At 68.0% G+C, this 17,390-nt stretch carries 17 protein-coding genes; 10 read left to right on the top strand and 7 right to left on the bottom strand.

Annotated features, from left to right (window positions below; all coding sequences use genetic code 11):
• Positions 1–173 precede the first annotated feature (173 nt).
• A complete protein-coding gene (gene tet, locus HWX55_RS35515; protein WP_175979047.1) occupies positions 174–1,373 on the bottom strand; it encodes a Tet(A)/Tet(B)/Tet(C) family tetracycline efflux MFS transporter in 1,200 nt (399 codons plus the stop codon).
• Positions 1,374–1,429: 56 nt separating this feature from the next.
• Here tet and tetR point away from each other — a divergent pair, with 56 nt between their 5' ends.
• Entirely contained in the window at positions 1,430–2,062 is a 633-nt protein-coding gene (gene tetR / locus HWX55_RS35510; protein ID WP_175979046.1) for a tetracycline resistance transcriptional repressor TetR, read from the top strand.
• Between the two features lie 4 nt (positions 2,063–2,066).
• Here tetR and miaA read toward each other — a convergent pair whose 3' ends face one another.
• Both miaA and mutL read right to left on the bottom strand, forming a co-directional pair.
• A complete protein-coding gene (gene miaA / locus HWX55_RS35505) occupies positions 2,067–3,041 on the bottom strand; it encodes a tRNA (adenosine(37)-N6)-dimethylallyltransferase MiaA (RefSeq protein WP_175979045.1) in 975 nt (324 codons plus the stop codon).
• A complete protein-coding gene (gene mutL, locus HWX55_RS35500) occupies positions 3,038–5,050 on the bottom strand; it encodes a DNA mismatch repair endonuclease MutL (RefSeq protein WP_175979044.1) in 2,013 nt (670 codons plus the stop codon). The genes miaA and mutL overlap by 4 nt, the downstream gene beginning before the upstream one ends.
• Positions 5,051–5,233: 183 nt before the next feature.
• Here mutL and HWX55_RS35495 point away from each other — a divergent pair, with 183 nt between their 5' ends.
• Positions 5,234–5,917, top strand: coding sequence for a DedA family protein (locus HWX55_RS35495; RefSeq protein ID WP_175979043.1), 684 nt, complete (start codon positions 5,234–5,236; stop codon positions 5,915–5,917).
• An 88-nt stretch (positions 5,918–6,005) separates the two neighbouring features.
• Here the strand turns inward: HWX55_RS35495 and HWX55_RS35490 are convergent, their stop codons facing one another.
• From HWX55_RS35490 to HWX55_RS35475, 4 genes are all read right to left on the bottom strand, one after another.
• Positions 6,006–6,818, bottom strand: coding sequence for a mechanosensitive ion channel family protein (locus tag HWX55_RS35490; protein ID WP_175979042.1), 813 nt, complete (start codon positions 6,816–6,818; stop codon positions 6,006–6,008).
• Positions 6,819–7,111: 293 nt separating this feature from the next.
• Positions 7,112–7,675 (bottom strand): adenylyl-sulfate kinase, encoded by a 564-nt coding sequence (gene cysC, locus HWX55_RS35485; protein WP_175979048.1) that lies wholly within the window; start codon positions 7,673–7,675, stop codon positions 7,112–7,114.
• 567 nt (positions 7,676–8,242) lie between these two features.
• The gene (locus tag HWX55_RS35480) at positions 8,243–9,076 is read right to left on the bottom strand and encodes a class II glutamine amidotransferase (RefSeq protein WP_050011751.1); all 834 of its coding nucleotides are present in this window, start codon (positions 9,074–9,076) and stop codon (positions 8,243–8,245) included.
• 196 nt (positions 9,077–9,272) lie between these two features.
• Entirely contained in the window at positions 9,273–9,602 is a 330-nt protein-coding gene (locus HWX55_RS35475; protein WP_175979041.1) for a carboxymuconolactone decarboxylase family protein, read from the bottom strand.
• 271 nt (positions 9,603–9,873) lie between these two features.
• On the opposite strand from HWX55_RS35475, the gene yiaA reads away from it, so the two are divergent.
• The 8 genes from yiaA to HWX55_RS35435 all read left to right on the top strand — a co-directional run bounded on the left by yiaA (position 9,874) and on the right by HWX55_RS35435 (position 17,241).
• Positions 9,874–10,317 carry an inner membrane protein YiaA gene (yiaA, locus tag HWX55_RS35470; protein WP_050011812.1) on the top strand — a complete coding sequence of 148 codons (444 nt, stop codon included), beginning with the start codon at positions 9,874–9,876 and terminating at the stop codon, positions 10,315–10,317.
• A gap of 138 nt (positions 10,318–10,455) precedes the next feature.
• Positions 10,456–11,520: a glycosyltransferase family 2 protein gene (locus HWX55_RS35465; RefSeq protein WP_175979040.1), complete on the top strand. Its 1,065-nt coding sequence runs from the start codon at positions 10,456–10,458 to the stop codon at positions 11,518–11,520.
• 61 nt (positions 11,521–11,581) lie between these two features.
• The gene (locus HWX55_RS35460) at positions 11,582–12,589 is read left to right on the top strand and encodes a hypothetical protein (protein WP_175979039.1); all 1,008 of its coding nucleotides are present in this window, start codon (positions 11,582–11,584) and stop codon (positions 12,587–12,589) included.
• A complete protein-coding gene (locus HWX55_RS35455) occupies positions 12,586–13,335 on the top strand; it encodes a hypothetical protein (RefSeq protein ID WP_175979038.1) in 750 nt (249 codons plus the stop codon). The genes HWX55_RS35460 and HWX55_RS35455 overlap by 4 nt, the downstream gene beginning before the upstream one ends.
• Positions 13,332–14,489 carry a hypothetical protein gene (locus HWX55_RS35450; protein WP_175979037.1) on the top strand — a complete coding sequence of 386 codons (1,158 nt, stop codon included), beginning with the start codon at positions 13,332–13,334 and terminating at the stop codon, positions 14,487–14,489. The genes HWX55_RS35455 and HWX55_RS35450 overlap by 4 nt, the downstream gene beginning before the upstream one ends.
• 8 nt (positions 14,490–14,497) lie before the next feature.
• Positions 14,498–15,103 (top strand): phosphatase PAP2 family protein, encoded by a 606-nt coding sequence (locus HWX55_RS35445; protein ID WP_244140706.1) that lies wholly within the window; start codon positions 14,498–14,500, stop codon positions 15,101–15,103.
• Positions 15,100–16,047: a fatty acid desaturase family protein gene (locus HWX55_RS35440; RefSeq protein ID WP_175979035.1), complete on the top strand. Its 948-nt coding sequence runs from the start codon at positions 15,100–15,102 to the stop codon at positions 16,045–16,047. Before HWX55_RS35445 ends, HWX55_RS35440 begins: the two co-directional genes overlap by 4 nt.
• A 42-nt stretch (positions 16,048–16,089) precedes the next feature.
• Positions 16,090–17,241, top strand: a complete 1,152-nt coding sequence (locus HWX55_RS35435; protein WP_175979034.1) for a beta-propeller fold lactonase family protein — start codon at positions 16,090–16,092, stop codon at positions 17,239–17,241.
• Positions 17,242–17,390 lie beyond the last annotated feature (149 nt).

Genomic DNA, 17,390 nt, shown 5'->3' with positions numbered 1-17,390 from the left:
TGCCTACTTCGATGCACGGGGACTGATCTCGATCCGCCGCACGGTGGATCGCCTCCAGAGCATTAACTGAACCGCCGTATGCGGACCCGCACGTACGGTGGTGTGAGAGGGCTGAGGGGGTAACCCCTCACCCTACTCGATGCGCCGCGTGGCGGTCGGACGCGCGTCGACGCTTACGCGGACGCTCGCGGCGCGCTCGCCGGGCGCGCGCCGGCCAGCAACGGCGGCACGAACAGGTACAGCAGCGCGGCCGCGGCCCACACGAGCCCCGGCCACGTCGCGCGCGTCGCCGCGTAGGTCGCGGTGACGACCAGTGGCCCCGCGACGCCGATCAGGCTCGCCACGCTCGCCAGCGTGCCCTGCAGTTCGCCCTGCCGCGCATCGTCGACCTGCCGCGCGAGCATCGCCTGCAACGCCGGCAGCGTCATGCCGCCGGCCGCGAACAGCGGCAGCAGCGCGAACGGCACCCATGCGGCGGTCGCGAACGCGATGACGGCCAGCCCGAGCGCATCGCCTGCAAGACCCAACGCGAGCGCGCGCCGCTCGCCGAGCCGCGCGATCAGCGGCCCGATCGCGAATGCCTGCGCGAGCGCGTGGCACGCACCGTAACCGGCGAGCGACAGCCCCGCGACCGGCGTCGACCAGCCGAAATGCTCCTGGCCGTACAGGATCCACAGCGTCGCGGGCGCCTGCGACACGAGTGCCACGATCACGTAGATGCCGACCAGCGGCGCGAGCGCGGGCGCACCGCTCAGCCGTCGCAGGCTCGCGAACGGATTGAGCGCGCTGGCCGTCCGGGCTTCGCGGGCCGAATGCGGCCGCGATTCCGGCAGTACGCGCCATACGAGCACGAGATTCAGCGCATTGAGCAACGCGGCCGCGACGAACGGCGCACGCAGGTGCAGCGCGCCGAGCAGCCCGCCGATCAGCGGGCCGGCGATGAAGCCGATGCCCATCATCGCGCCGAGCTGGCCGAAGCGCCGTGCGCGGTCGGGCTCGGCCGTCACGTCGGTCACGTACGCGGTGGCGACCGCGACGTTCGCGCCGCTGATGCCCGCGATCAGCCGGCCGACGTACAGCCACGCGAGTGTCGGCGCGAGCGCCATCAGCAGATAGTCGAGCGCGGCGCCCGCGAGCGATGCGAGCAGCACCGGGCGGCGGCCGAAACGGTCGCTCAGCGCGCCGAGCGGCGGCGCGCACAGGAACTGCGCGAACGCGTACAGCGCGAGCAGGATGCCGTAGTGGGTGTCGGTGCTGCCCGCGGCGTCGAGGGAGCGCAGCAGCCCGGGCAGGATCGGCATCACGATCCCGACGCCGATCGCGTCGAGCAGGACCGTGGCCAGGATGGCAATCAGGGACGGATTCAAGAGCATCACTCTATCGATGATAGAGTGCGAAGTATTCCACACTTTCCCTATCGGTGATAGAGATGAAGGACACAGGCGCGCGGCTGACGCGCGACACGGTATTGCGCGCGGCGCTCGATTTGCTGAATGAGGTGGGGATCGACGGGCTGTCGACGCGGCGGCTCGCCGAACGGCTCGGCGTGCAGTCGCCGACGCTGTACTGGCATTTCAGGAACAAGGCCGAGCTGCTCGACGCGGTGGCCGAGGCGATCATGCTCGAGCGTCACGGCGCGTCGCTGCCGCGGCCGGGCGACGTGTGGGATGCGTGGCTCGCGGAGAATGCGCGCAGTTTTCGCCGCGCGCTGCTCGCCTATCGCGACGGCGCGCGCCTGCACGCCGGCACGCGGCCGCGCACGCTGCATTTCAGCTCGATCGAACGCAAGGTCGCGCTGCTGGGCGACGCGGGGTTCGCGCCGGACGAGGCGGTCGACGTGATGGTCGCGATCGGCCGCTTCGTGGTCGGATGGGTGCTGGAAGAGCAGGCGGGGCCGGGGGCAGGTGCCGATGCGCCGCTGCCGGATGCGGCCGAGTATCCGTTGTTCGCGAAAGGCTGGGCCGCGCTGCGCGAGCGCAGCGACGACGAAGCGTTCGAGCGCGGTATCGCGTGGATCGTCGACGGCGCCCGCGCGCGCCTGGCGGCGCGTCAGGCCGGCTGAGTGGTCAGCCCGGCGTGCGACCGTCCAGGACGCGTTCAAGCGCGTCGAGCGTGCGGGCCGTCGAATCCGGCGCGATGCAATCGACGACGATCCGCTCCGGCATCGCGCGCAGCCACGTGATCTGGCGCTTGCAAAGCTGACGTGTCGCGAAGATGCCCTTGTCGCGCATCGTCCGGTAGTCGGTGTCGCCGTCGAGGAATTCCCATGCTTGCCGGTAGCCGACGCAACGCATCGACGGCAGGTCGGGATGGAGATCGTCGCGGCGGCGCAGCCGTTCGACTTCGTCGATGAAGCCCGCGTCGAGCATCGCGTCGAAGCGCTGCGCGATCCGCGCGTGCAGCACCGCGCGGTCCGACGGCTCGAGCGCGACCGGCACGAAGCGGTACGCGGCGGCCGCATCGTCCGTGCGGCGCGGCGCGGCGAGCAGCGCCGACATCGGCTGCCCGCTCAACATGAAGATTTCGAGCGCACGCTGGATCCGCTGCGAATCGTTCGGCGCAAGCCGCGCGGCCGTGTCGGGATCGACCTGCGCGAGCCGCGCGTGCAGCGCGGGCCAGCCATCGCGCGCGGCGTCGGCGTCGAGTGCCGCGCGGACCTCCGGATCGGCGCCCGGCAGGTCGTTGAGCCCTTGCGTCAGCGCCTTGTAGTACAGCATCGTGCCGCCCGCGAGCAACGGCGTGCGGCCGCGCGCGACGATCTCGCCGATCAGGCGCAGCGTGTCCGCGCGGAATTCCGCGGCCGAATACGCGTCGGCCGGGTCGATGATGTCGATCAGGTGATGCGGCACGCTCGCGCGCTCGTCGCGCGACGGTTTCGCGGTGCCGATATCCATGTCGCGGTAGACGAGCGCGGAATCGACGCTGACGATCTCGATCGGGCGGCGCGCGGCGAGCGCCAGCGCCGCGGCGGTCTTCCCCGAAGCGGTGGGGCCGAGCAGGCAGGCGATCGTCGTCGGGCTGGACTGCGAGGAAGCGCTCATTGCCCGCGCATGAAGAGACGGTCCAGATCGTTCAGCGTGAGCTGATACCAGGTCGGCCGGCCGTGATTGCACTGGTCCGCGCGCTCGGTCGCCTCCATCTGGCGCAGCAGCGCGTTCATCTCGTCGAGCGTCAGGCGCCGGTTCGCGCGCACCGCGTGATGGCACGCGAGCGTGCCGAGCAGTTCGTGCTGGCGCTCGGTGAGCACGCGCGAGCCGCCGAACGCGTGCAGGTCGGCGAGCACCGCGCGCGCGAGCGACTGCAGGTCGGCGTCCTTCAGCAGCGCCGGCACCGCGCGGATCGCGAGCGTCGTCGGCGACAGCACCGCGAGGTCGAAGCCGAGCGATTCGAGCGTGTCGCGTTCTTCCTCGACCGTGCCGATCTCGACCGGGGTGGCCGTCATCGAGATCGGCAGCAGCAGCGACTGCACGGCGACCGTGCGGTCGGCGAGCGCGTTCTTGAACTGCTCGTACAGGATCCGCTCGTGCGCCGCGTGCATGTCGACGATCACGAGGCCGTACGCATTCTGTGCCAGCACGTAGATCCCGTGGATCTGGCCGAGCGCGAAGCCGAGCGGCTGGTCGTCGTGCGCGCCGGCCGCGAGCGGCGACGCGGCGAAGCCCGGCAGCGGCGCGACCGGCGCGTCGGCCGAATCGGCCGCATCGCGGGCGATGAGCGTCGTGCCGTCCGGCGTGCCCGCGCCGCTGTCCTTGCGGCCGAACAGCGCGTCGTAGAGCGCGAGCGGCTGCGCGACGGGCAGCGTGCCTTGCGTCATCCGCGCCTGACGCATCCACGTGTTGCCGGACGACGATGACGACGACGGCGACGAGAAGCCGCTGCCGCCGATTCCACCGCTGCCGCCTCTCGCGTGGCCCGGGCTTTGGCCGAGCGGCGTGTCGAGGAACGACGACGGCCCGCGCGGCGCGGGTTCGAGATGCGCGGCATGGCCGCCCGCCGTGGTTTCCGGCGACGCGCCCGCATGGCGCGCGAGCGCCCGCTGGACCGCATGGAACACGTACTGGTGGATCGAGCGCGAATCGCGGAACCGCACTTCGATCTTCGACGGATGCACGTTCACGTCGACGGCTTCGGGCGGCAGGTCGAGGAACAGCACGTACGACGGATAGCGGTCGCCGTGCAGCACGTCCTCGTAGGCCGCACGCACCGCGTGCGTCAGCAGCTTGTCGCGCACGAAGCGGCCGTTCACGAAGAAATACTGCTGGTCGGCGCGCCCGCGGCTCGCGGTCGGCAAGCCGGCGCAGCCGTACACGGCGAGCGGGCCGGCCTGCTCGTCGAGCGGCAGGTGCGCGGTCGCGAAGCTGTCGCCGAGGATTTTCGCGACGCGCTGCGCGGGCTCGGTCGCATTCCAGTGCTCGACGGCCTTGCCGTTGTGCAGCACCGAGATCGCGACGTCCGGCCGCGCGAGCGCCGCGCGGCGGATCATTTCCAGGCAGTGGCCGAATTCGGTCTGCTCGCTCTTCAGGAACTTGCGTCGCGCGGGCGTGTTGAAGTACAGCTCGCGCACCTCGATCGTCGTGCCGATCGAGCCGGCGGCGGGCGACAGCACGCCCGTCTGCGCGTCGATCTTCATCGCGTGCGCGGCATCGGCCGTCCGGCTCGTGATCGACATCTCGGCGACCGACGCGATCGACGCGAGCGCTTCGCCGCGAAAACCGAGCGTCGCGACCGCCTCGAGCTCCTCGAGCGAGCGGATCTTGCTGGTCGCGTGGCGCATCAGCGCGAGCGCCAGTTCGTCCGGCGGAATCCCGCAGCCGTCGTCGGTGATCGAGATGCGCTTGACGCCGCCTTCTTCCAGCACGATGCGCAGCGTCGTTGCGCCGGCATCCATTGCGTTCTCGAGCAGTTCCTTGACGACCGACGCCGGGCGTTCGACGACCTCGCCGGCGGCGATCTGGCTGATCAGCTGGTCGGGCAGGGGCTGGATCGCGCGCAGCGGGCGCGCGGCGGGGGCGGGCGGGGCGCCCGCGGCCGTTTCGGTGATATCGGACATGGCCGAATTATAGCGAGGCCGCGAACGCGTGCCGGGGCGGCCGGCCGTTACGTTTTTTCACGGAGCCTTAAGGTAGTTTCGGTATCATCACCCCGTTGCACGCGCCGCCTTGGCTGGCGGCCGCCTCGGCCATGTCTGGCCTGTTCCGGCCGTTCCGGCCCCATCGCCTTCGAGGAATCGCATTTGGATACGCTGCTTCATTTCGTCAACCTTGTCCTGCATATCGACGCTTTCCTCGGCGATTTCATCCGGCAGTACGGTGCGTGGGTCTATCTCGTGCTGTTCCTGATCGTGTTCTGCGAGACGGGCCTCGTCGTGTTCCCGTTCCTGCCCGGCGATTCGCTGCTGTTCATCGGCGGCGCGTTCGCGGCGACGGGCGAAATGAACGTCGGCGCACTGATCGTGCTGCTGCTCGTCGCGGCGATTACCGGCAACACCGTGAACTACCTGATCGGCCGCTGGGTCGGCCCGAAGGTGTTCAATACGCATATCCCGGTGCTCGAGCGCTTCCTCGATCGCGCCGCGCTGCAGAAGACCCACTCGTTCTACGACAAGCACGGCGGCAAGACGATCGTGCTCGCGCGCTTCATTCCGGTCGTGCGCACGTTCGCGCCGTTCGTCGCGGGGGCGTCGTCGATGAGCGTCGCGCGCTTCCAGTTGTTCAACGTGATCGGCGCGCTGGTGTGGGTGCTGCTGCTCGTGCTGCTCGGGTATTTCTTCGGCAACATCCCGTTCGTCCGCCAGTACCTGAACGTGATCGTGCTGGTCGGGATCGGCGCGGCGATCGTGCCGGTCGCGCTCGGCGCGGTATGGAAGCTCGTGCGCGGGCGACGCTCGGACGGGACGCCGAAGGCGGGCGGGCACTGACGCGACGCGCTTCGGCGCAATGAAAAAGCGTGGCAGTTTACGGCTGCCACGCTTTTTTTTCGTCCGTGCGGTTCGGCCGCTGCTTTCGTTACGCGTTGCGTTGCGAGACCGGCGTTTCGGGCGTCGGATAGCCGGCTTCGCGGAACGTGTCGAGAATCACGCGATGGGTGTCGCAGTACACCTGCCAGTAGTTCTCCGGCTGAGTCGACGGGCGCACGAACAGCAGCGGGCCTTCCGGCGTGAACTGCAGCACGCCGACGTCCGGCGCCGGTACCTTCAGCACGTTCGGCACCAGCTGGATCTGCGTCTTCAGGCGGTTGATCGCATCGGCCGCATCGACGCTATGCGCGATCTTCGCCGTCAGGTCGACGCGGCGGTGCGGCGTCGCGCTGTAGTTCGCGATGTTGTCCGAGAAGATCTTGTTGTTGCCGACGATCGTCACGATGTTGTCGGCGGTGATGATCGTCGTGCCGAACAGGCCGAGTTCCTTCACGGTGCCCGTGACGCCGCCCGCGCTGATCACGTCGCCGATCTTGAACGGGCGCAGCACCTGCATGAACACGCCGGCGGCGAAATGCGCGAGCAGGCCGCCCCAGGCGGTGCCGATCGCGAGGCCGAGGCCGGCGAGCAGCGCGGCGAACGAGGTCGTCTGTACGCCGAAGATCTGCAGGATCGCGAGGATGAGCAGGATCGTCAGCAGCACGCCGACGACGGAGGTCAGGTAGTCGGTGAGCGTCGGGTCGACCTTGCCGCTGCGGCGAACGACCTTGCCGAGCAGGCGGGTACCGATGCGGATCGCCCAGCGGCCGACGAACCACAACACGATCGCGGCGAGGAGGTTGAGGCCGAAGTCGAGGCCGCGGGTCATCAGGAATTGCTGGGCGGTGACGAGATCGATCACGCGTTCTCCGAAGTCGAGGGTAAAAGGGCGGCGCATGCGCCGGAATGGGAGGCGCTTTTATAACCTGACCTGTGAAGCGCGGGCAACCGGGCTGACATTGGTTGACGTAATGAAAAGCGGGCAGGACGTGGGTGCGTGCCGCCCATTCGAGGTCCGGCCTGTCGTGACGCGCGCCGAGCGGGATGTAGGTCGACTGGTTTTCGGTCAGGTCGCGCCGCGGTGGCCAACGATGGCGCGATGTTCGCGGCGATGGAGGTTCACGACGGGCAGCGGACGACGGTCGACGACGTGCATCAGCCGTTCAACGGCAATTTCTGCATGATCGCGTGCACGCATTCCCGCGGACCTGCTTCGCCCGTGCGCACGTGCACGTCGGGCGATACCGGTTTTTCATAGGTCGATTCGATGCCGGTGAACTGCCGAAGCGTCCCTTGCCTTGCCCGCGCGTAGAGCCCTTTGGGGTCGCGCGCTTCCGCCACATCCAGCGCAACATCGACGAAGACTTCGAAAAACATGCCCTGCGGGAAACGTGCGCGCGCTTTCGCGCGTGCGTCCCGAAACGGCGAGATCAGCGCAACGATGACGACGAGGCCGGCAGCCACCATCAGGCGCGCGACCTCGGCCGTCCGACGAATGTTCTCGTGGCGGTCTGCGTCGCTGAATCCGAGATCCTGGTTCAATCCTTCGCGAAGCTGGTCGCCGTCCAGCAGAAAAGTCCGAAGGCCGCGCGCATCGAGCTGTTCCTTCAGAAGATTCGACAGCGTCGATTTACCGGCACCGGACACCCCGGTGAGCCATACCACGAACGCATGGTCCGGCTTCATGCTGGAAAGCACGGATTGATTGCCCGTCGACATGACAGGGCGGGAATTGGGGCGATCTTGCGTCATCTCGGATTCGATGTGCCGGTAACGGCGTCGTACTTTATTGAGGCGAATTCATTCGTCGCCGAATTGTAACGGTGCCTTTAAAAATTGGTAAGTTGAATATTTTGATCAGGAATAAGCGTTTGCCTTCAAGCGGCGCGATGGTGTGCACACCGCGTCCGTCCGGTAATGATTGCCGGCCCGTTGTAATGATTCGAAATAATGTGGTCGACAGGATTCTCGGTCTCGTGTCGATTTATCGACCTGGATTCCGAGTCGACATGAAGTCACAAGGGGATTAATTTTTTATTCAGCGAAAAATCGCAATAGCCAGCACGGGCCGCTGTCGCGATGCGTCTCTGTCACTCATTATCGAATTGGGGAATTATCCGAGGGCATGTTTTCCGACCTTATTTGCCGGGCGACGATTGCATCCCTTCCGATTGCGTCGGCGGCACCGAGCGCCGGCCCCGTTAAAAGCCGGATCGCCGCGATTGCCCTGTCGCGCTGAAGTATTCGCTACCTGAATACGCTGGATTTCGTCAGGACTGCGGCACGTCATTTGTGCCGCGGCCCGAACGGCCGCTGCTGCACATCGGCGCCGTGCGCGACGATCGCCATGCCCTCCGGCACTTCCTCCCACGCGCCGCGCAGATCGACGAGCGGCTCCGACACGACCATGAACGCATCGTCGCCTGCTTCCGCGATGCGCGGGTTATGCGGATACAGCGCGTGCAGGTGCTTGAACGACGTGCTGTGGAACAGCGAGCGCGATTGCCGTTCGCTCGAATAGCGCGCCGCGACGATCCGTTCGCCGTCGGTCGCGCAGATCGTCATGTTGAGCGGATCGGCGACGCGATGCCGCGCGGCGGTTTCCTCCACCACGCCGACCATCCGTTCGAGCGCCGGCAGCGGCGCCTGTTCGAGACCGTACGTCAGCGCGAGGCGGAACATCAGTTCGGAGTCGGTCGAGCCTTCGAGCGTCGGAAACAGCGCGGGATCGACCTTCATCGTCAGGTCGCGGCGCAGCTTGTGGAAGTCGCGGATCAGCCCGTTGTGCGCGAACAGCCAGCGGCCGTGGCGGAACGGATGGCAGTTGGTTTCCTGCACGGGCGTGTCGGTCGCCGCGCGAATGTGCGCGATGAACATCGGCGAGCGGATCGCACGCGCGGCCTCGCGCAGGTTGCGGTCGTTCCAGGCGGGATGCACGGAGCGATAGCGGAACGGAAGTTCGTCGGGATGCCCGTACCAGCCGATGCCGAAGCCGTCGCCGTTGGTGGTCGTCGCGCCCAGCTCCGAATGCAGGCTCTGGTCGATCAGCGAATGCTTCGCGCGGAACAGCACGGTTTCCAGATGGATCGGATTACCCGTATAAGCGAGCCAGCGGCACATGGAGCGCTCCTTCACGATGGATCGTTCGCGCATGGTAGCCGACTCCGGGACGCTTACGCGTCCACGCGAGTCGCCACATTCGTCACACATGGCAGGCTCGTGCGCGCGATACGCAATCGCCCAGCCGGCGGCCGGGCGCCACGCAACGCAACAATGAATGGGGTGCGGCACGACGATCGTGCCGCACCGCGCCGGCTCAGTCGCCGAGCGCGTCCATCACGCGCGCCGAATAGACGAGCGCCGCGCCCGCATTCAACGCGATCGCGACGCCGAGCGCTTCCGCCACTTCCCCCTTGGTCGCGCCATGCTTGGCCGCTTCGGCCGTATGCACGGCGATACAGCCGTCGCAGCGCGTCGTGACGGCCACCGCGAGCGCGATCAGCTCGCGCGTTTTCGCGTCGAGATGGCCCGTCTTGGCGCCGGCGCCGGCCAGCGCCTGGTAACCGGCCAGCGTATCGGGCGACAGCTTGGCGATGTCGCCGATACGCGTCGAGAGTTCCTTCCGGTATTCGTTCCAGTTCAGCATGATGCGTCCTTGTCGAGAAGAGTGAGGAGGGCGGCGGGCGCCGCGATCTCGGGCGATGCAACGCTATTCTGATCGCTGTCGAGGAGGGTGTGGATACGTCAGGGTGTCAATTTTCAGCGCAATCGTCGCATGGATGCATTGCATCAACCGCGGCTCGCGCTTGCGGCGGATGCGCGGCGGGGCCGTCGTGACGCGCGCCAAAGCTGCTACCATGCGCAAAACGCAGTTCAATGACAACGATTTCGAACAACAAGAAAGAGAGGGCAACGCAATGAACCAGACCACCATCCAGCAACCGTCGTTCGCGTTCGTGGCCGCATCGTGGGCCGCGCTGATCGCCGGTTTCGCGGCCTTCCTGATCGGGCTCTGGAACGCCGGCATGCAGCTCAACGAGAAGGGTTACTACTTCACCGTGCTGGTGTTCGGCCTCTATGCGGCAATCTCGCTGCAAAAGAGCGTGCGCGACCGCGCCGAAGGCATTCCCGTCACCGGCATCTACTACGGCCTCAGCTGGATCGCGCTGCTGCTGTCGATCGCGCTGCTGATCGTCGGTCTCTTCAACGCGACGCTGCAATTGAGCGAGAAGGGCTTTTACGCGATGTCGTTCGTGCTCGCGCTGTTCGGCTCGGTGGCCGTGCAGAAGAACACGCGCGACTTGCAGAACGCGAAGCCACGCTATACCGACGCCGATTCCGCGCCGTCGATCCAGGAGTGACGGCACGCGCAGCGGGCGCCCGCCGAGGCCGCCCGCTGCGCGACGATGTCCGCGCCGCCCGCATTCGCCGGCGTGCCGCAGGCCCGCCGTCCTTTCGTTTTGTCCATGCCGCCGCGCATGACGATGGAGATATTCCGGATGCCGAACGTCACCGACACCGCAGCGCGGACGCGCGCGGCCGCCCGTTCCGTGGCCGCGCGGGCCGCGCTTGTGCTGGAGACCAACAACCTGCGCGGCGGCGCGGGCCTCGCGCAGGCCGTCGACAGCCTGAAACGCCTCGTGGCGGCGCTGTCGAAACAGACCGTGCCGCCGGCCGCCCTTGCGCAATGGATCATCACGCATGACGGCCTGCCCGCCGACGCGTGCGCGGAAATCGCCGCGCTGGCCGGCCGCCCGATCGACTTCGTCGAGATCGGCGCGAGCACCGGCTACTATGATGCGAAGAACGACGGCTTCGATCGCGTCGATGCCGATCGCTGCGACGTCGTCGTATTCGGCGATGCCGATTGCCGGCCGGCCGACGACTGGCTCGAGCACCTGCTCGCGCCGTTCGCACGCGACGCGGGCGACGCGCCCGTCGCGGTGGCGGGGCGAACCAGCTACGCGCCCGACGTGCTCGGCATCGCGCTGACGTCGATCGATTTCATGTATTTCCCGAGCCCGCTGCGTGATGGCGCGACGCGCAACTTCTACGCGAACAACGTCGCGTTTCGGCGTGACGTGTTCGCGCAATTTCGCTATGAGCCGCTCGACGGCGTCTATCGCGCGCATTGCCAGGTGATGGGGCTGCGGATGCAGGCGGCCGGCGTGGCCGTCGAATTCGCGCCGGCCGCGCATACCGAGCATCGGCTGCCGGACACGCATCGCGAGTCGCTGAAGCTGCGCTGGATGCGCGGCGAGGACAGCGTCGGGCTGACGCCGTATCTCGTGAACGCGTACCTGCCGCGTCGATGGCAGTGGCTCGGCCGCAGCGGCCCGCTCGGCCCGTTCTGCGTGATGGCGATGCGGCTCGGCTACAGCCTGCGCGCGCTCGATCGCCAGCAGTCGCCGCGACTGGGCGCCGCGCGCTATCTCGCGGCTGCCGGCGTCACGATCGCCGCGTCCGCCGTCGATACGCTCGGCGCGCTCGCGCGCGGTTTCGGGCTCACGGGACGCGCATCGACCCGGCGCGATCTCGATGCGCTGTCCTATCACCGTCATTGAAACGGCGGCGCGCCCGGCGGCCACGACACTTCGACATCCTGATTCTGTTCCGACGACGACCATGCCCTCACTCGCCACTCGCATTGCCTGTCTCGCCCTGCTTGCCGCCAGCGTCGGCGCCAATGCCGCACCGGTCGATCATGCGGGGCGCGGGATTTATCACTTCATGTCGCAAAGCGGCTGCCCGTTCGCGAATGCGGCCGCGTCGGACTGCAATCGCATCGCGCTCGATGCGCCCGACGGTCATGCGAGCATCGACACCGATGCGCACGCGATCGTCTTCTCGAGCGAGGCGAACCGCCGCACGAAGGACGTGCTCGGCGACGTGCTGCTGCAAGGCACGGGCGTCGATGCCGACGGGCGGCGCGTGCCGTTGAGCGTGCACGTTCTGCTGCGTCGCGACGGCCGGAAATGGGACCGCGACGTGTACGTCCATGCGCCCGTGCACGGCTCGTTCACCGATGTGCGGATCGATCCGTATCGTGTGCGCGTGAAGGACGGCGATCGTGAGCGCGACGTGCTCACGCCGGACGAAACGCTTGCGCTGTTCGCGCATCCGTCGCTCGCCTCGCGGCTGGCGCGCCATCTCGTGAAGGTGAGTGCGACCGATCCGAAGCAGCCGTTGGCGGACGACATCACGATCGCGCTCGGTGTCGGCGGCCTGACGAAGGCGGTCGCGCGCGCGAGCTTCACGTCGAACGCGCCGCACGATGCCGACGTCGATCGCGCGCTCGCGTCCGGCACGTGGTCGATCCGCTTCGACGCGCTGAGCAATCACATTCCGGTGTGGGTCGCACAGCGCGAGCTGTTCCTGTTCGGCCTTGACGGCAGCGCACTCGTGAAGGACGTGCGCGAGCGCGGCTTTCGGAAGAACGACCGGATCGAGTTCGGCGCGCGCGACGGCAGCGGCTATCTGCGCGTGAATGGTCGAGAGGAAGCGTTCGCGGGCGCGGCCGCCTCCGCGCATGCGTTCATGCAGGAAAGCTTCGTCGGGCTGATCCTCGGCTGGCGTCGCGATCCGGCGGCTGCCGCGACGCCATCTTCATCGGCGCGCGGCGAGCCGGCATGACCGCGGCAAGCGAATTGCCGGTGTCGTCGCAGGCCGGGCACGGCGAGCGCTTCGATTGTCTCGATGCGCCCGTGTTACGCGGCACGGCGCGGATGCGCGCGTATCTCGTCGATCGCATCAAGCGGGCGGCGATCCGGCAACTGCATCGCAGCATGCATGGCGAGCGCTGGATGCTGCGCATGTACCTGATCGGCGAAGAAGCGACCGAGTGCGCGCTGCACGAGGACTGGACCGGACAGCCGCCGGACTGGCTCGCGCCGCGCATCGACCAGCATCTCGCGGACGAGCGCCGCCACGCGGCCGCATTTGCCGATGCGCTGCGCCGGCGCGGCGTCGACGTGTCGACCGGCCCGCACGAACCCGACTGGCTGAGCCGGCGCAAGATCGTGCGATGGCGTCGTCTGGCGCAGCGCTACGCACCGCATTTCGCGCAAGGCGTACTCGTGCCCGCGTATGCGACCGGCCTGTGCGCGGAACAGATGGCGATGCGCGTGCTCGCGCGCCACTGCGCGACGATCGGCGACGCGCATCCGCTGTATCCGTTGCTGTCGCGCGTGCTCGCCGACGAGACGCGCCACGTCCGGCTTTGCGCCGATACGCTGCGCCGCCTCGTCGAGCCGTCCGAGGCCGCGTCGCTCGCCGCGTTGCTGGACGAGATCCGCGCGATCGAAGCCGGTTTCGGCGTGACGGGCGCGCTGGCGATGGTCGCGGCCGGGTGGCTCCAGTCGCTTCGTCCGCGCGCATGATGCCGCGCATCGTCTATCTCGCGACCGCCGACGCGCGCGGCCATCTGATGCGCGCGCAACTGCTCGTGCATGCATTGCGCGCGGCCGGCGCGCAGGTCGACGTGCTGACGACGTCCGACGCCGGGCAGGCATTTCTCGCCGCGTTCGGCATCGACGCGGACGTGTTGTCGCGGCACTACGCGGTGCAGTTCGACGAGCGGCAGAACATGCTGCGCGACGCGACCGATCGCAATGTCGCGCACTACGTGTTCAGGCCGACCCGCATGCTGCGCGACATCGTGCGGCGGCGTGCGATCGTTCGCGATGCGGATCTCGTGGTTAACGACTCGTTTCATCCGGCGCTGCTGTTCATGGGGGCGGTGCCGGGCTGGCGGCGTCGCGTCGTCCACGTGTATGGCGGCAGCCTGCGCCGCGCGTTGACCGCGAATTTCGATGCACGACTGCCGCGCGTGCTGGCGCGCGCTTTCGCGCGGATCGTCGACTGGCAGATCGATGCGGCGCGGGCCCGTATCGAGCACGATTTCGCGTACGACTTCGCCGACGATGCGCCGCACTTGCACCGGCATCGCCGGTTGCCGACGCCGGTGCCGATCGTTGCCGAACGGCCGGCGCACGAATGCGTTGCGGCGGCCGTTTATCTGAATCCGCACTTTCGCGACGTCGCGCTCGCCGATGCGCTGTCGGCCGGCATGCGCGACGCGGGGCTCGCCGCCCACCGCGTGGGCGAGGGCTACGCCGGACACGACGGCTGGACCGGCGTCGATGCCGACTGGCCGACGCGCGCCGCGCATGCGCCGTTGATCGTGTCGGCGCCCGGCATGGCCGCGCTGTCGATCGCGCGCGTGTATCGCCGTCCGATCCTGCTCGTGCAGACCGATCAGCCCGAACAGGCGAGCAACGCCGCGCGCGCGGCACGGCTGCAACTCGTGCACCGCGTGGTCACATGGCGGGGCGATGCGGCTGCATTCCGGCGCGAGGTCGAGCAGGCGTCGATCGAACTGATGCGCGATCCCGGTACGCCGGCGGGGACGCGAGCGGGCCGCGAGCATGCGCGTGCGCGTGTCGACGCGTGGACATCGCACCTCCTCGCGCTGGGTCCGCATGCGCGAGCGGCCGACGCGGCAACCCGATGCGAGGCACCAGCGCCGCGATGAATACGCGCATGTTTCAGGACGATCGCCGGCCCGATGTCCGGCAGATGCTGGCCGCGACATTCGGCCTGGTCGCGGGCCTCGCGATCTTCTTTCTGCTGGAGCGCGGCGTCACGCCGCGCTACGTGCTGGCCACGGCGATCGATGCGCGGATTCCGTTCATCGCATGGTCGTGGTTCGTCTATGTCGCGTTCTTTCCGTTCGTGATTGCGCTCGCCGCGTACGCGCGACCGTCCGCGTTCGCCGCGTTCAGGGAGGCCGTGCTGATCGCGTTCGTGCTCGGCGTGGCCTGCTTCCTGCTATTTCCGGAAGCTGTGCCGCGGCCCGACATCGCCGAGATCGGCAATGCATTCGTGCGTCGGCGTCTGGCGCGCATGTGGGCGCTCGATCTTGCGGCCAACGGCTTCCCGAGCCTGCATGTCGCGGTGACGTGTCTCGCGTGCCGGATGCTGGTGGACCGGCGCCGGAGTGTCGCGGCGGCGATCGGGCTGCTGATCTGCGCGTCGACGCTGACGCTCAAGCAGCATACGGTCGCGGACGTGCTGGGCGGGTTCGTGCTCGCGGCGGTCAGTGCGCTGTGGGTCGAGCGGCGTTCGCCGCGCAGGAGGCTCGCATGACGGAGGCGCACGTTCACCGCGCCGGACCGAACGTCGGGCTCGCCCGGTTCGTGCCCGATCCCGGGCTGTTTCGCGTGAGCGCGGCGCGTGTCGGCATGGCGCTGGCGGGTGACTGGCTGATGATTGCCGCCGCGTTTGCCGCTGCGATCGCGTTTGCGCATCCGCTGGCCTACGCGTGCGCGGCGATCGTGATCGCGCGCAGCCAGCTCGCGCTCGCGGTCATGATGCACGAAGGGGCGCACGGGTTGCTTGCGCGGAACCGGCGCGTCAACGACGTGCTCGGGCAACTGCTCGCGGCCGGCCCGCTATGGCTGTCGCTGCGCACGTATCGGGCGGGCCATCTGAAGCACCATCGCGCGCCGATGCAAGCGGACGACCCCGTCGCGCTGCTGTTCGGCGTGCGCGACTATCCGGTGACGCGCCGGCGGTTGATCGTCCGCCTGCTCGCGTATGCGTGCGGCGTCGGCTACGTGACGAGCGTCGTGAAGCTCGCGCGCGGCGCGTTCGCGCATGCGTTGCCGAAGGTCGAAAAATCGCGTGCGTATGCGGCGTGGGAGATCGCATCGATGCTGGCCGGCAACGGCGTGCTGTTCGGCGCGCTCGCGCTGGCCGGACATCCGCTGCTGTACGTCGCGTTGTGGATCGTGCCGTCCGTCACCTTGTTGCCGTTCGCCGGGCAGGTGCGCGCGATCTTCGAGCACGCGGGGCTGCCGGCCGGCGCCGATCAGAGCCGCAACGCGCGCACGATCGTCCGGCGTTCATGGCAGACGTTCCTGTTCGGCCCGCACGCGATTCATTTCCACATCGAACATCATCTGTTCACGCGGATGCCGTTCCATAACCTGCCGGTCGTGCATCGGCAACTCGCGCAGTTGCGGTTGCTGCCCGACGGCAATCTGTATGCGGGATATGGTGCGGTACTGCGGGACGTGAGTGTGTGGTGACGCCGCGTTCGATGCTGCGTGCCCCTTTCCAGGAGCGAAAGAGTGACGGTCGATTTCAAGTTGCGCGTGCTGCATTGCGCCGTGTTTCCCGCGGCGCTCGCGATGCTGGCGGCCGGCGCGTGCGCGCAGACCGGGTCTGCACCGGCCCCGTCCGCAGCGACCGATACACCGGTCGCCATCGCGGTCGGTGACGGGCCGGCCGGCATCGCATTCGGACCGGATGGCAAGCGCCTGTACGTCACCAGCAACGGCGACAACACCGTCGCGGTGATCGACGTGGCGGCCGGGCGGCGCTTGCGCGAGCTTGGCGAGCGGCCGGCGAAGGCGGTGAAAGACGGTTGTCCCCACAACTTCTGCCGCGGGACGGGCGCCGCGGGCATCGCGATCGCTGCGGACGAACGCCATGCATATGTCAGCTCGATGCATGCCGATTCGCTGGCGAAGCTCGACCTCGACAGCGGGCAGGTCGACGGCGTCGCGAAGGTGCAGCGCTTTCCGCAGGCTGTCGCGGTGTCGCCGGACGGCACGCGCGCGTACGTGCTCAACGTGGTCGCCAACTCAGTATCCGTCGTCGACCTCGCGACGTTCCGCACGCTCGGCAAGCCGATTGCATTGAGCGGCGGGAACGCCGGCAACCAGCCGTTCGGGCGGCCTGCCGCACTTGCACTGTCGCCGGACGGAGGGCGCCTGTTCGTCACGAACGGCGTGGCGGGCAGCATTGATGCATTCGATACGCGGACGCGTGCGCCAGTCGGCACGATCGCCAATGCGGACGCATTCGACGTCGCGGTCCAGCCGGGTTCCGGCGAACTGGTTGCGCGGTTTCGCGACGGCGTCGCGACCTACGACGCGAACACGTTGAAGCCGCGCCAGGCAGCTCGGTATTGTCGTGCGCTGACGAGTTACCACGTCGCGTTTAGCCCGGACGGCCGCCTGATCGCGCTCAGCCTGCCGCAGGAGAACACGGCGCTGGTGGCCGAGCGCGCGACCGGCATGCTGCGTGCGGCCTATCGTACTGGCGAATGGCCGCTTGCGCTCGCGTTCAATCAGGACGGCAGCCGGCTTGCGGTGCTCAATGCGAATGAGTCCAGCGTGTTGCTGTTCGATGTACGTGACGCGGGGCGACTGGCCGACTATATGGCCGCCAATGGCGAGCTGTTCTGCCAGCCGGCCGCGCCGGCGGTATCGCAATGAATGACAGGCGTGTTGATTTGCATGGAATCCTGACCCACGATTTGCATTGAATTCTGACCCACCCCTTGGACCAGCTTTGCGGGTTATTCGGTGGGTATCTGGGTCTTCTTTCTCTCCTTTTTTGGCTGTGTCGTGCTGTTTCTGAAACG

The organism is Burkholderia sp. BCC1047 (assembly GCF_902833155.1).
Taxonomy (GTDB): domain Bacteria; phylum Pseudomonadota; class Gammaproteobacteria; order Burkholderiales; family Burkholderiaceae; genus Burkholderia; species Burkholderia sola.
This window is presented reverse-complemented; position numbering and strand designations above follow the sequence as displayed.

Coding starts and splice junctions, on each gene's coding strand:
- tetR (WP_175979046.1), top strand. CDS start 1,430: ATGAAGGACACAGGCGCGCGGCTGACGCGCGACACGGTATTGCGCGCG.
- HWX55_RS35460 (WP_175979039.1), top strand. CDS start 11,582: ATGCCCTCACTCGCCACTCGCATTGCCTGTCTCGCCCTGCTTGCCGCC.
- HWX55_RS35455 (WP_175979038.1), top strand. CDS start 12,586: ATGACCGCGGCAAGCGAATTGCCGGTGTCGTCGCAGGCCGGGCACGGC.
- HWX55_RS35480 (WP_050011751.1), bottom strand. CDS start 9,076: ATGTGCCGCTGGCTCGCTTATACGGGTAATCCGATCCATCTGGAAACC.
- miaA (WP_175979045.1), bottom strand. CDS start 3,041: ATGAGCGCTTCCTCGCAGTCCAGCCCGACGACGATCGCCTGCCTGCTC.
- HWX55_RS35445 (WP_244140706.1), top strand. CDS start 14,498: ATGTTTCAGGACGATCGCCGGCCCGATGTCCGGCAGATGCTGGCCGCG.
- yiaA (WP_050011812.1), top strand. CDS start 9,874: ATGAACCAGACCACCATCCAGCAACCGTCGTTCGCGTTCGTGGCCGCA.
- tet (WP_175979047.1), bottom strand. CDS start 1,373: ATGCTCTTGAATCCGTCCCTGATTGCCATCCTGGCCACGGTCCTGCTC.
- cysC (WP_175979048.1), bottom strand. CDS start 7,675: ATGTCGACGGGCAATCAATCCGTGCTTTCCAGCATGAAGCCGGACCAT.
- mutL (WP_175979044.1), bottom strand. CDS start 5,050: ATGTCCGATATCACCGAAACGGCCGCGGGCGCCCCGCCCGCCCCCGCC.
- HWX55_RS35440 (WP_175979035.1), top strand. CDS start 15,100: ATGACGGAGGCGCACGTTCACCGCGCCGGACCGAACGTCGGGCTCGCC.
- HWX55_RS35465 (WP_175979040.1), top strand. CDS start 10,456: ATGCCGAACGTCACCGACACCGCAGCGCGGACGCGCGCGGCCGCCCGT.
- HWX55_RS35450 (WP_175979037.1), top strand. CDS start 13,332: ATGATGCCGCGCATCGTCTATCTCGCGACCGCCGACGCGCGCGGCCAT.
- HWX55_RS35475 (WP_175979041.1), bottom strand. CDS start 9,602: ATGCTGAACTGGAACGAATACCGGAAGGAACTCTCGACGCGTATCGGC.